General features: G+C 71.5%; 12 protein-coding genes. 7 read left to right on the top strand and 5 right to left on the bottom strand.

The window, feature by feature from the left end; genetic code table 11:
* Window positions 1-115: 115 nt before the first annotated feature.
* From ACIRJT_RS24690 to ACIRJT_RS24670, 5 genes are all read left to right on the top strand, one after another.
* On the top strand, window positions 116-1,225 hold the full coding sequence (locus ACIRJT_RS24690; RefSeq protein ID WP_403912696.1) for an NAD(P)H-dependent flavin oxidoreductase: 1,110 nt from the start codon (window positions 116-118) through the stop codon (window positions 1,223-1,225).
* A complete protein-coding gene (locus ACIRJT_RS24685; RefSeq protein WP_403912694.1) occupies window positions 1,222-2,772 on the top strand; it encodes an acyl-CoA synthetase in 1,551 nt (516 codons plus the stop codon). The genes ACIRJT_RS24690 and ACIRJT_RS24685 overlap by 4 nt, the downstream gene beginning before the upstream one ends.
* A gap of 94 nt (window positions 2,773-2,866) precedes the next feature.
* The gene (locus tag ACIRJT_RS24680) at window positions 2,867-3,055 is read left to right on the top strand and encodes a hypothetical protein (protein WP_403912691.1); all 189 of its coding nucleotides are present in this window, start codon (window positions 2,867-2,869) and stop codon (window positions 3,053-3,055) included.
* 57 nt (window positions 3,056-3,112) lie between these two features.
* Complete coding sequence (locus tag ACIRJT_RS24675; RefSeq protein ID WP_403913188.1) at window positions 3,113-3,361, top strand: hypothetical protein; 249 nt, start codon at window positions 3,113-3,115, stop codon at window positions 3,359-3,361.
* A gap of 333 nt (window positions 3,362-3,694) precedes the next feature.
* The gene (locus tag ACIRJT_RS24670; protein WP_403912689.1) at window positions 3,695-5,224 is read left to right on the top strand and encodes an acyl-CoA synthetase; all 1,530 of its coding nucleotides are present in this window, start codon (window positions 3,695-3,697) and stop codon (window positions 5,222-5,224) included.
* A gap of 39 nt (window positions 5,225-5,263) precedes the next feature.
* Here the strand turns inward: ACIRJT_RS24670 and ACIRJT_RS24665 are convergent, their stop codons facing one another.
* The 4 genes from ACIRJT_RS24665 to paaK form a co-directional block, all read right to left on the bottom strand.
* Complete coding sequence (locus ACIRJT_RS24665; RefSeq protein ID WP_403912686.1) at window positions 5,264-6,037, bottom strand: amino acid ABC transporter ATP-binding protein; 774 nt, start codon at window positions 6,035-6,037, stop codon at window positions 5,264-5,266.
* On the bottom strand, window positions 6,034-6,915 hold the full coding sequence (locus tag ACIRJT_RS24660) for an amino acid ABC transporter permease (RefSeq protein WP_403912683.1): 882 nt from the start codon (window positions 6,913-6,915) through the stop codon (window positions 6,034-6,036). Before ACIRJT_RS24660 ends, ACIRJT_RS24665 begins: the two co-directional genes overlap by 4 nt.
* On the bottom strand, window positions 6,912-7,790 hold the full coding sequence (locus ACIRJT_RS24655) for an ABC transporter substrate-binding protein (protein WP_403912680.1): 879 nt from the start codon (window positions 7,788-7,790) through the stop codon (window positions 6,912-6,914). The genes ACIRJT_RS24660 and ACIRJT_RS24655 overlap by 4 nt, the downstream gene beginning before the upstream one ends.
* Before the next feature lie 110 nt (window positions 7,791-7,900).
* Window positions 7,901-9,196 (bottom strand): phenylacetate--CoA ligase PaaK, encoded by a 1,296-nt coding sequence (gene paaK / locus ACIRJT_RS24650; RefSeq protein ID WP_403912678.1) that lies wholly within the window; start codon window positions 9,194-9,196, stop codon window positions 7,901-7,903.
* 200 nt (window positions 9,197-9,396) lie between these two features.
* On the opposite strand from paaK, the gene ACIRJT_RS24645 reads away from it, so the two are divergent.
* Window positions 9,397-10,920, top strand: coding sequence for an alpha/beta fold hydrolase (locus tag ACIRJT_RS24645; RefSeq protein WP_403912675.1), 1,524 nt, complete (start codon window positions 9,397-9,399; stop codon window positions 10,918-10,920).
* Window positions 10,921-11,032: 112 nt separating this feature from the next.
* Here ACIRJT_RS24645 and ACIRJT_RS24640 read toward each other — a convergent pair whose 3' ends face one another.
* Window positions 11,033-11,515, bottom strand: coding sequence for an ATP-binding protein (locus ACIRJT_RS24640; protein WP_403912672.1), 483 nt, complete (start codon window positions 11,513-11,515; stop codon window positions 11,033-11,035).
* A 289-nt stretch (window positions 11,516-11,804) separates the two neighbouring features.
* On the opposite strand from ACIRJT_RS24640, the gene ACIRJT_RS24635 reads away from it, so the two are divergent.
* Window positions 11,805-12,998: a PP2C family protein-serine/threonine phosphatase gene (locus tag ACIRJT_RS24635; protein WP_403912670.1), complete on the top strand. Its 1,194-nt coding sequence runs from the start codon at window positions 11,805-11,807 to the stop codon at window positions 12,996-12,998.
* Window positions 12,999-13,089: the final 91 nt, after the last annotated feature.

Genomic DNA, 13,089 nt, shown 5'->3' with positions numbered 1-13,089 from the left:
CCGCAGAGGTTACTGTCACCTGCGCGCTCCCGGGTGCGTCCCGGCCCGCAAAGAATCTGACGCTGCATCAGAAAAACTCTTCCCTCGGCCGCCCGGCTGCGGCATCCTGCCGCCCATGGAGACGGAGCTGAGCAAGCAACTGGGAATCGAGCACGCCATCTTCGGCTTCACGCCGTTCCCCGAGGTCGCCGCGGCCATCACCAGAGCCGGCGGCTTCGGCGTGCTCGGAGCCGTGCGCTACACCGCACCCGACGACCTCGCGCGCGACCTGGACCGGCTGCACGGACTCGCCGACGGCAAGCCCTACGGCCTCGACGTGGTCATGCCGGCCAAGAAGGTCGAGGGCGTCACCGAGGCGGACGTCGAGGCGATGATCCCCGCCGAGCACCGCGGATTCGTGACGGAACTCCTGGCCCGCCACGGCGTGCCCGAGCTGGCCGAGGGGGAGGTGTCCGGCTGGCGCATCACCGGCTGGATGGAGGAGGTCGCCCGGGGTCAGCTCGACGTGGCCTTCGACTACCCGATCAAACTCCTCGCCAACGCCCTCGGCTCCCCGCCCGCCGACGTCATCGAGCGGGCCCACGACCACGGCGTCCTCGTCGCCGCCCTGGCAGGCAGCGCCCGGCACGCCCGGCGGCACGCGGAGGCCGGTATCGACGTCGTCGTCGCCCAGGGATACGAGGCCGGCGGCCACACCGGCGAGATCGGCTCCATGGTGCTGGTTCCCGAAGTCGTCGAGGCCGTCGCCCCGCTGCCCGTCCTCGCCGCCGGAGGCATCGGCAGCGGCGAACAGGCCGCAGCCGGGATCGCCCTCGGCGCGCAGGGCGTCTGGCTCGGCTCCCTCTGGCTCACCACCGAGGAGGCCGACCTGCACTCCCCGGCCCTGACCGCCAAACTCCTGGCCGCGGGCTCCGGCGACACCGTCCGCTCCCGAGCCCTCACGGGGAAGCCCGCACGCCAGCTCCGTACCGCGTGGACCGACGCCTGGGACGACACGGCGGGACCCGGCACCCTGCCCATGCCGCTCCAGGGGCTGCTGGTCGCCGAGGCCGTGTCCCGGATCCAGAAGTACGAGGTCGACGAGCTGCTCGGCACACCCGTCGGGCAGATCGTCGGCCGGATGACCAGCGAACGCAGCGTCCGGGCCGTCGTCGACGACCTGACCCGGGGCTTCGAACGGGCCGTCACCCGCATGAACCGCATCGCCGGAAGGAGTGCCACGTGAACCAGCCGCCAGGCGGCTTCTGGGCCCAGGCCGCCGCCGACCCCGACCGCACCGTCCTGATCGCCCCCGACGGCGAGGAGTGGAGCGCGGGCCGCCTGCACGCAGACGTCAACCGCATGGTCCACGGACTGCGCGCGGCCGGACTGCGCGAGGGAGACGCGTTCGCCGTCGTGCTGCCCAACGGCGTCGAACTCCTCACCGCCCACCTCGCCGCCTCGCAGGCCGGGTTCTACCTCGTCCCGGTCAACCACCACCTCGTCGGCCCCGAGATCGCCTGGATCGTCGCCGACTCGGGCGCCCGTGTCCTGATCGCCCACGAACGCTTCGCGGCCACCGCCACGGCCGCCGCCGACGAGGCGGAACTGCCCGCGACCCACCGCTACGGCGTCGGCACGGTCCCCGGCTGCCGCCCCTACGCCGAACTCCTCGAAGGCCACCCCGCCACCCCGCCCGACGACCGCACCCTGGGCTGGGTCATGAACTACACCTCGGGCACCACCGGCCGCCCCCGCGGCATCAGACGTCCCCTGCCCGGCAAACGCCCCGAGGAGACCTACCTCGGCGGGTTCCTCGGCATCTTCGGCATCCGCCCGTTCGACGACAACGTCCACCTGGTCTGCTCACCGCTCTACCACACCGCCGTGCTCCAGTTCGCGGGCGCCGCACTCCACATCGGTCACCCACTCGTCCTGATGGACGGCTGGTCCCCGAAGGAGATGCTGCGCCTCGTCGACGCCCACCGGTGCACCCACACCCACATGGTCCCGACGCAGTTCCACCGCCTGCTCGCACTCCCCGACGCGGTGAAGGCCCGCTATGACGTCTCCTCGATGCGGCACGCCATCCACGGGGCGGCACCCTGCCCCGACCACGTCAAACGCGCCATGATCGACTGGTGGGGGAGCTGCGTCGAGGAGTACTACGCGGCCAGCGAGGGCGGGGGAGCGTTCGCCACCGCCGAGGACTGGCTGAAGAAGCCGGGCACTGTCGGCAAGGCCTGGCCGATCAGCGAGCTGGCCGTCTTCGACGACGACGGCAACCGGCTGGGTCCGGGCGAACTGGGCACCGTCTACATGAAGATGAGCACCGGCGGCTTCAGCTATCACAAGGACGAGACCAAGACCCGCACGAACCGCATCGGCGACTTCTTCACCGTCGGCGACCTCGGCGTGCTCGACGCGGACGGGTACCTCTTCCTCCGCGACCGCAAGATCGACATGATCATCGCGGGCGGGGTCAACATCTACCCCGCCGAGATCGAGTCGGCCCTGCTCACCCACCCCGCCGTCGCGGACGCCGCCGCCTTCGGCATCCCGCACGCCGACCGGGGTGAGGAGGTCAAGGCCGTCGTCGAACCGGCCGGGGGCCACGAGCCGTCCCCGGCGCTCGCCGCCGCGATCCTCGCCCACTGCGAGGAGCGGCTCGCCGGGTACAAGCGGCCCCGGAGCCTCGACTTCATCGCCGCGATGCCCCGCGACCCCAACGGCAAGCTCTACAAGCGGCGGCTGCGCGAACCGTACTGGGAGGGGCGCCGACGCCCCCTGTAGGACAACGGGTCCGCGAGGGCCCGCCCGCCGCTCGCGGGCCCGGTGCCGTATTCACCGAGCACGTCCCACCCGCGCCGGACGGCAGTATGGGCGGATGGCGATGAGCGAGACCGGGCTGGCGGCCCTCCTGCGTGCACTCGACGGCCCCGAACGGCCGGAGTGGCCGCTGCACTACGAGCCCTCCGCGCCCCGCCTCGCGTTGCGCGCACTCGTGCGCCGGCTCGAGACGGACTTCGGGGCCCCGTGCGAGTACGAGCACGACGCGCGGGACACCAGCGAGTAGGGGCGCGTCCGCGTGCCGGCCGAGGCGACGGTCTGCGGGAGGCGGATCGTGGTCTGTGTGAGCAGGTTCGGCTCACTCGCCGAGGTCTGCGCCGACAACCCGGGAGCCTTCCTCGGTACGGAAGACGCCCGGGAGCAGGGGGCGCTGGACCCCGCCGACCTCGCCACCGCGGAGCGGGCGCTGGAGGAACTGGGCTACGTGAGTGTCCCCGAGGAACCGCTGGAGAGCGACTACGAGGGGCACAGCGCACTGGAGTGCTACGACACGCGGCCCACCTGGTGGACACGGTCCTTCGGCATGACGTGACGGCCATCCGCCGTCTTCGTGGCAGACCTCCGTGTACCGGATGACGGCGGAGAGACCGCCCCCGGACGGGTGCCGTGTCTCCTGGGCCCCGGACGCGACGGCCGGCGGCAGTGACGCCGACACGGTGAACAGGGCGAGACCGGCGACCCCGAGCAGTCCCAGACGGTTGCGTAACGTCGAGGTGTTCCTCCCACCGGTGCGGGTGGCACGGCGGACGGTCCGGCCCGTCCGGACAGCCACGCGCCACTCAGCCAGGCAGCCCCGGGAGCTGTCAACCGTCTGGTCGGTATCCGGACTCTTGACCCCGGGGGCCCGGACGCACAGGATCACGCCATGACAGGTGTACGCAGCAGCACAGTCGACGGCGTCCTCACCCGCAGCGCCCGGCGCACCCCGGGACGGACCGCCGTGCGGTACGCCGGCCGGGCCTGGACCTACCGCTCCCTGGACGCCGCCGTCTCCACGGCCGCCGCCGTCCTCACCGAGGAGTACGGGCTCGCCCCCGGCGACCGGGTGGCCGCCTACGCGCACAACTCCGACGCCTATCTGATCGGCTTCCTCGCCTGCGCACGGGCCGGCTTCGTCCACGTACCGGTCAACCAGAACCTCACCGGTGACGACCTGGCCTACCTCCTCGAACAGTCCGGCTCCTCCCTCGTCCTGACCGACCCGGACCTCGCCGCGCGGCTCCCCGCCGGACTCCCGGTGCGCGCGCTGCGCGACGCACCCGGCTCGCTGCTCGACGCCCTGGAGACGGAACGGGCGTTCACCCCGCGGCGCCCGCCCGCCTCCGACGACCTGGTGCAGCTGCTGTACACCTCCGGGACCACCGCGCTGCCCAAGGGTGCGATGATGACGCACGGGGCCCTGGTCCACGAGTACGTCAGCGCGATCACCGCGCTCGGCCTCGCCGCGACCGACCGGCCCGTGCACTCCCTGCCGCTCTACCACTCGGCCCAGATGCACGTGTTCCTGCTGCCGTATCTGGCGGTCGGCGCGGAGAACACCATCCTGGACGCCCCGGACGCCGCCACGATCCTCGACCTCGTGGAGGCGGGGGCGGCCGACAGTCTGTTCGCCCCGCCCACCGTCTGGATCGGCCTCGCCAACCACCCGGAGTTCGCCACCCGCGACCTCGCCGGACTGCGCAAGGCGTTCTACGGGGCCTCGATCATGCCCGTCCCCGTCCTGGAACGACTGCGGGGACGCCTTCCGCACCTGGCCTTCTTCAACTGCTTCGGCCAGAGCGAGATCGGCCCCCTGGCCACCGTGCTGGGCCCCGACGAGCACGAGGGCCGGATGGAGTCCTGCGGCCGGCCGGTCCTCTTCGTGGAGGCCCGGGTTGTCGACGAGAAGGGCGAGGACGTCCCCGACGGCACCCCCGGCGAGGTCGTCTACCGCTCGCCCCAGCTGTGCTCCGGCTACTGGGACAAGCCCGAGGAGACGGCGGAAGCCTTCCGTGACGGCTGGTTCCACTCCGGCGACCTCGCGGTCCGGGACGCCGAGGGCTTCCTCACCGTCGTCGACCGGGTCAAGGACGTCATCAACTCCGGAGGCGTCCTGGTCGCCTCCCGCCAGGTCGAGGACGCCCTCTACACCCACCCCGCCGTCGCCGAGACCGCCGTCATCGGCCTTCCCGACGATCGCTGGATCGAGGCCGTCACCGCCGTCGTCGTCCTGCGCGGCGAGGCGGACGAGAGCGAACTCATCGCCCACGCCCGCGAGAAGCTCCCCGCCTTCAAGGCGCCCAAGCGGGTCGTGTTCGTGGAGGCGCTCCCGCGCAACGCCAGCGGGAAGATCCTCAAGCGGCAACTGCGGGACGAGCTGGCCCGAGCCCGGTGGCCCGTCGAGCGGACCGGCTGAACAGCGCGCGGGCCCTTCGCCCGGCCGCCCTCCGCCGCGCTACAGCCGCCCCGCCGCCACGATCCGCCGCAGGAACCGCTGCGTGCGCTCCTGGCAGGGTGCGCCGAACACCTCCTCGGGCGTGCCGCGTTCCAGCACCACCCCGGCGTCCAGGAAGCACACCTGGTCGGCGACCTCACGCGCGAACGCCATCTCGTGGGTGGCGATGACCATCGTCATGCCGTCCTCCTTCACCTCCCGTACGAGACCCAGCACCTCGCCCACCAGCTCCGGGTCCAGGGCGGCCGTGATCTCGTCCAGGAGCAGCAGCCGGGGGCGTACGGCCAGGGCCCGGGCGATCGCGGCCCGCTGCTGCTGACCGCCGCTGAGCCGGTCCGGATACTCGTCCGCCTTCGCCCCGAGCCCCAGCCGCTCCAGCAACTCGCGGGCCTCCACCTCGGCCCGGGGCCGGGAGAGCCCGTGGACGCGGCGCGGCGCCAGGGTGATGTTCTGCAGGACGGTCAGATGCGGGAAGAGGTTGTACGCCTGGAACACCACGCCGATCCGGCGGCGCACCGCGTCCGCGTCGGCCCGCGGATCGGTGATCTCCTCGCCCTCCAGCCAGATCGCGCCGTCGTCGATCTCCTCCAGGAGGTTTGCGCAGCGCAGCAGGGTCGACTTCCCGGACCCCGACGCGCCGATCAGGGCGGTCACCGTGTGCGGGGCCACCTCCAGGTCGACGTCCCGCAGCACGGGCGACGCCCCGAACGACTTCCGGACCGCCTCCATCCGCAGCACCGGAGCGGTCGGTTCCGGGGTCGGTGTCACGCTCATACGATCCCTCCCTGGGCCCGCCGCCGGTCCATCCGGGCCGTCACCCAGTCGGTGAGCCGGGTCATCGGGATGGTCAGCGCCACGAAGACCAGACCCGCGACGACGTACGGGGTGTAGTTGAAGTCCTTGCTCGCGATGATCTGCGCCGCGTACACGGCGTCCACCGCCCCGGCGATCGAGACGAGCCCGGTGTCCTTCTGGAGCGACACCAGGTCGTTGAGCAGCGGCGGCACCACCCGCCGCACCGCCTGGGGCAGCACGACGAAGCGCAGCGCCTGCCCACTGCTCAGCCCCAGCGAACGCGCCGCCGCCCGCTGTGAGGGATGCACGGATTCGATGCCGGCCCGGAAGACCTCGGCGACGTACGCCGAGTACGTCAGCACCAGCGCGCAGCCGCCCAGCAGCACCGGATCGGTGGTCACCCCCTCCAGCCGCAGGGCGGGCACCCCGAACACCACCATCAGCAGGCAGATGATGAGCGGCAGCCCCCGGAAGAAGTCCGTGTACGCGGTGGCCAGGGCGCGCACCGGGAAGAACACCGGCCCGCGCAGGGTGCGCGCCACGGCCAGCAGCAGGCCGAACACCAGGACGGCCGCACCGCACACGGCCAGCAGCCGGAGATTCAGCCACAGCCCCTCCATGACCTGCGGGAAGGCGACGCGCGCGTAATGGGCGCTGAAGAACGTCTCCTTGGTACGGGTCCAGCCGGGCGAGCCCGTGATCAGCAGGAACAGCACCGCGCCCGATACCAGGGTGCTGGTCGCGGCGATCGCGGTGGCCCGCCGGGTGCGGGCCCGCCGGTACCGCTCGCGGGCGATCCGGCGCTCGGAGGGGACGTAGGCGTCCTCATGGACGGCCGGCGCCTTGTGCAGGGTCACGTGAGCACCGGCGCGTCGACGGCCTCGGAGAGCCACTTCTTCTCCAGCGCGGCGAGCGTGCCGTCCTTTCGCAGGGCGTCCACCGCAGCGCTGACACAGGAGGTGAGCGCGCTCTCCCGGTCGAGGACCAGACCGAACTGCTCGGGATCACCGGAGGGGGCGGCGAACTGGCCCACGACCTCCGCCTCGGGCACCTCGGCCCCGGTGATGTAGAAGGCGGTCGGCAGGTCCACGACGATGGCGTCCACCTGACCGGTCTTCAGCGCCGACTTGGCGAAGTCGTTGCGCTGGTAGACGGCGGGCTTCTCACTCGGCTTCACCAGGTCGGTGATGAAGTCGAGGCTGGTGGTGCCCACTTGGGCGCCCAGCTTCACGTCCTTGAGGTCGGCCACCCGCGTCGCCTTCGCGGCCTTCGACGACTTCAGCGCGACGACGGCCTGGCGCACGTCGTAGTAGCCGGAGGAGAAGGCGACGGCCTTCTTCCGTTCCTCGCTGATGGAGACCTGGTTGATGTCGAAGTCGAACTTCTTCGCACCGGGCGCGAACGCGCTGTTGAACGGCGTGTGCTGCCACACCACCGCGTCGCGGCCGTAGCCGAGCTCCTTCGCCACGGCGTAGGCCACCGCCGACTCGAAGCCCTTCCCGTTGGACGGTTCGTCGTCGGAGAACCAGGGGGCGTAGGCGGGCTTGTCGGTGCCGACGGTGACCTTGCCGGACACCTGGGTGGCGAGCTTGCCGGGAGCGCAGGACGCCGTCGCACCGGCGGCCCGGTCCGGTGCCTTCTCCTCCGCTTGCGGGGCACAGCCCGTGAGGGCGGCGCAGAGGGCGACGGCGGAGCAGAGGGCGGTGACCAGGGGCCGGTTGGCGAGATGCATAGCGGGAGACTGGCAGTGCCCGGCCCTCCCTGTCGAGACTTCCCGGCAGCTGTCCGCATCGTGGGAACGGGTGTTGCGGTGGTGTGAACACGCCCGTCACCGGCGCTCTCTCAGCCCGTGCCGGACTCCCGCAGATCCACGATCCGCCGGATCTTGCCCACCGAGCGTTCCAGCGACTCCGGATCCACGATCTCGACGCTCACCGACACCCCGACGCCGTCCTTCACGGCCGCCGCGATGGACCGCGCCGCCTCCTCCCGTTCGTCGGCCGTCGCGTCCGCCCGCGCCTCCGCGACGACCGTCAGTGCGTCGAGCCGCCCGTGCCGGGTCAGCCGCAGCTGGAAGTGCGGGGCGACGGCAGGCGTACGCAGCACGATCTCCTCGATCTGGGTGGGGAAGAGGTTCACCCCGCGCAGGATCACCATGTCGTCGCTGCGGCCGGTGACCTTCTCCATCCGGCGGAACGTCCGCGCCGTGCCCGGCAGCAGCCGCGTCAGGTCCCTGGTGCGGTAGCGGATCACCGGCATCGCCTCCTTGGTCAGCGAGGTGAAGACCAGCTCCCCCTCCTCGCCGTCCGGCAGCGGCTCACCGGTGAACGGGTCCACGACCTCCGGATAGAAGTGGTCCTCCCAGATGTGCAGTCCGTCCTTCGTCTCCACGCACTCCTGCGCGACCCCCGGGCCCATCACCTCGGAGAGTCCGTATATGTCGACCGCGTCGATGGCGAACCGGTTCTCGATCTCCCGGCGCATCTCCTCGGTCCACGGCTCCGCGCCGAAGATCCCGACCTTCAGGGACGTCGAACGCGGATCGACGCCCTGCCGCTCGAACTCGTCCAGCAGCGTCAGCATGTACGACGGCGTGATCATGATGATCTCGGGCCGGAAGTCCTGGATCAGCCGGACCTGGCGCGCGGTCATGCCCCCGGAGGCCGGGATCACCGTGCAGCCGAGCCGCTCGGCACCGTAGTGCGCCCCGAGCCCGCCGGTGAACAGCCCGTATCCGTACGCCACATGGACCTTGTGGCCGGGCCGCCCGCCCGCAGCCCGGATCGAACGGGCCACCACGTCCGCCCAGGTGTCCAGGTCCCGTTCGGTGTACCCGACGACCGTGGGACGCCCCGTCGTGCCGCTGGAGGCGTGGATCCTGCGCACCTCGTGCTCCGGCACGGCGAACATCCCGAACGGGTAGTTGTCCCGCAGGTCCGCCTTCACAGTGAAGGGGAACCGGGCCAGATCGGCGAGTGTCCGGCAGTCGTCGGGCCGCAGCCCCGCGTTGTCGAAGGCGTTCCGGTAGAAGGGGACGTTGTCGTACGCGTGGCGCAGCGTGGACCGCAGCCGTTCCCGTTGCAGGGCCTCCAGTTCGCCGCGGCCGAGCCGTTCCGCCGCGTCCAGCATGGCCGTCATCAAGGCCCTTCCCTCCGAAACAGGCGGCCGGCGCGTGACAAACCGGCCGCAAGGGGGCGACCGATCATTCGGTCGATCTTCCTGGGAGCAGTAATTCAGGCGGCCATGGGTGCTGGCAAGAGGTACGCGGAGTTCGCGGCGGATCAGCCCGCGGCGAAGTGCGGTGCGCCCGCTCACGGCTACCTGTTGGGATGGGAGACATGCCGATCTTCTCCGCGTACGACACGACTCCGCTCGCCCATCACCTGGTGGGGGAGGGGGAGCCGCTGATCTGTCTGCCCGGCGGGCCGATGCGGGCGAGCGCGTATCTCGGTGACCTCGGAGGGCTCGCCGCCCGGCGCCGGCTCGTGCTGCTGGACCTCCGCGGCACCGGCGACTCCGGTGTGCCCGAGGACCCCTCGACGTACCGTTGCGATCGCCTCGTCGACGACGTGGAGGCGCTGCGCGAACACCTGGGCCTCGATCGGATCGACGTACTGGCGCATTCCGCCGGGGCCGACCTGGCCCTGCTGTACGCGGCCCGCCATCCGGACCGGCTGCGCACCCTGACCCTCGTCACGCCCAGCACCCGGGCCGCGGGCATCGAGATCAGCGACCAGGACCTGCGCGAGGCCGCCGAGCTGCGGCGCGACGAGCCCTGGTACGCCGAGGCCAGGGCCGCCCAGGAGGCGCTGCTCGCCGGCGGACCGTTCGCCGAGCTGTGGCCCGCCGTCCGGCCCCTCACCTACGGCCGCTGGGACGCGGCTGCCCGCGCCCACGCCGAAGCCTCCGCCGGACAGACCAACGCGGAGGCACGCGGCCACTACAGCGGGGAAGGGATTCACGACCCCGCCGCCACCGCCGCCGCCCTGCGCGCACTGGCCGTGCCGGTCCTCGTCCTCGCCGGGGAGTACGACGGCCACCCGAGCCCGGACCGGGCCACGGAGCTGGCCGCGCTGTTCCCGGGCGCCGAGTTCGTCGTCCAGCGGGGTGCCGGGCACTTCCCGTGGCTGGACGACCCGGGAGCCTTCGCCCGTACGGTGGACGCCTTCCTCGACCCGGACGTCCGCACGGTGCAGGCGGGCGGGGTCCGGCTGGCATACCGGGCGTGGGGCGACGAGGCGTCCCCGCCCGTCGTCCTCCTGCACGGACGGGCGGGATCCAGCGGGACCTGGACCCGGATCGCGGAGGACCTGGCCGCCGACCACCGTGTGTACGCCCCCGATTTCCGGGGCCACGGGCTGAGCGACTGGCCCGGCCGCTACTCCTTCGAGACGTTCCGCGACGACCTGCACGCCTTCCTGGAGGCCCGCAACCTGGCCGGCGCGACCGTCGTCGGGCACTCCATGGGCGGGGTGGCCGCCTACCTCCTGGCCCAGCGGGAACCGGGCCTGATCGGACGGCTGGTCATCGAGGACGCGCCGCCCCTCCTCCCGCTCGACCAGCCCCGGCCGCCCTCCGCCCGCCCGGAGGGCACCCTCGACTTCGACTGGCCCGTCGTTCCCGACATCGACGTCCAGCTGAACGACCCCGACCCGGCCGTCCGGGGGCGGCTCCCGGAGATCACCGCGCCCACCCTCGTCATCGGCGGCGGCCCCACCAGCCACATCGACCAGGAGCAGCTCGCACAGCTGGCCCGGGCGATACCGGAGGCCGAGCTGGTCACCATCGACGCCGGGCACCTCATCCACACCGAACGGCCGGAGGAATTCCTCGCGGCGATCCGGTCGTTCGGGCTCGCCTGACCCGGCCGGGAAACGCGGTCGCGGGGCTCGGCCCGTCGTCCTGCCGGGCCAAGGCACCCCGTCCGACCCGCGACGGCTTCCGCGCGCTCCGGCGGCACCGCCGAGGGAGCTTCTACCAGGTGGTCTGGCCGGCCGGGTTCCCGTTGGGGCTGTCGTGGAGGGAGAGCTGGACGCGGACGCGTTTGCCGACGGGCTCCCGGCGGATCTCGAAGCTCTGGCAGACCATGAGCACCAGTTCCAGTCCGTGCCCGCCCACTCGGGTCGGATCGGCGGACGAAGCCGCGGGAAGTACGGAGCCGGAGTCCCACATGGTGATGTCCAGCATGCTGCCGTCGGTCTCGAGATCCAGCAAACACGGACCCGGCGCGTACTTGCACACGTTCGTGGCAAGCTCGCTCACCACCAGCTGCGCCACGTCCACCGCACGCTCGGAAACGGAAGCCCCGTGCAGGGCCTCAGCCCGGGAGAGGAAGTACCGCACGAATTCACGGGCGCGCGCGATCTCACCCGAGGTCATCTCGTATGCGGCGCTGCCCTGCATGGTGCTCGTGCCGGCTGCCTCCCGCCGCTCCTGTTCCGCCCTGCCGTACATCATCGACTGCTCCATGAAACGTGCCCCCGTCAACATCCACCCGCGTTCACTGCGGGTGCGACCTCTCCCGCCTACCCGCCGCCGCTCATCTCAGACAGGTCGGCGATGATCGACGATTCAGAGCTCTGCTTCCCACGCCACAGCGCACGAGCTCGTCGGGGCAGGCCGATCGGGGCGGTCATGAGCCCTTGTGCGTGTGACACTCCCGGGTGGGCCTCGCGGCCCGTCCCGGCCGGTCGATGGTGACAGCCGCTTTGATGGAGTCAAACGCAAGAAGGTAGGTTCGGCACCGGTGGACAGACCCAGACCCAGTGCGGTGGAGCGCTCGCTGCGCTCGGCCGCGCCCCACGAGATCTTCGACGTGATGCGTTCCGTGATCGAGGAGCGCCATCATGCCCGGGCGGTGGATCTCCTGCTGGTCGACTACGCCATGACGAGGCTGCAGCCCGTCGAGGTGCTGCCTCATACGCGCCCTCCCGTCTCGGTGCACGACAGCGCCCCGGGACGCGCGTTCGGCGCCCAGGAACCGCACTGTGTGTACGACCACTCGGCATCCACGGTGACGGTGCACCTGCCGGTCGGCGTCCGAGGCGACCGGCTGGGCATCCTGAGTGTCACCGTGCCGGTGGAGGGGGCGGACGGTCCGGCGGCGGACGTGCTGGAGGATCTGCAGGAGTGCGCCGATGCGCTGGCGCACGAGGTGGTCGTCGCGGAACGGGACACCGACCTCTTCCTGCAGGCACGACGGGCGGAACGGCTGACCCTGGCCGCCGAGATGCAGTGGCAGCTGCTGCCCGGGCGTTCCTGCGCCCGCCCGGAGTACAGCCTGGGGGCCCAGCTGGAGCCCGCCTACGCCATCTTCGGTGACAGCTTCGACTGGTCGGCCTCGGCCGATGACCTGTACCTGACCGTCAGCAACGGCATGGGCGAAGGCATCGACGCCGCGTTGTTGACGAACCTCGCCGTCAACGCCCTGCGCAACGCCCGCCGCGCCGGCCTCGGCCTGAGCGACCAGGCGTATCTGGCCGATCAGGCGGTGTACGGGCAGCACGGAGGCAGCCAGTACCTGTCGACGCTGCTCTTCCGCTTCCACCTTCCGACCGGGAATGTGGAGGTCATCGACGCCGGTTCCCCTCGGGTCTGGCGGGTACGCGAAGGGGTCGTCGAGCAGATCGAGCTGGAGGCGCAGATGCCTCTGGGTATGTTCGAGGACACCGCCTACGTCCCGCAGCACTTCCGGGTCGAACCCGGAGACCGGCTGCTCTTCGTCAGCGACGGCGTCTACGACGCCTTGTCCCCGGGCGGTGAGAAGTACAGCCTCCGCGCACTGGCCGCGTCGATCAACAGCACTCGTCTCCTGCCCGCCCCGCAGGTGCCCAGGGTGATGTTGCAGGAACTGCTGGGTCACCGCGGGTCCGGCCCCGCGGCGGACGACTCCCTGGTGATGTGCCTGGACTGGCACGGCCGTACGAGTCGCGACCGCTAGTCTTCTGAGTCAGGAATTCTGTTCAGATATGAGGCGAGGCGTTCGAGGATCTCGTCCGCGGTCTTGGTCCAGACGTAGGGCTTGGGGTCTG

It is taken from the genome of Streptomyces sp. NPDC102283, assembly GCF_044766265.1.
Classification (GTDB): Bacteria; Actinomycetota; Actinomycetes; order Streptomycetales; family Streptomycetaceae; genus Streptomyces.
Note: the sequence above shows the minus strand (reverse complement) of the source record. Positions and strands in the feature narration are given on the sequence as shown.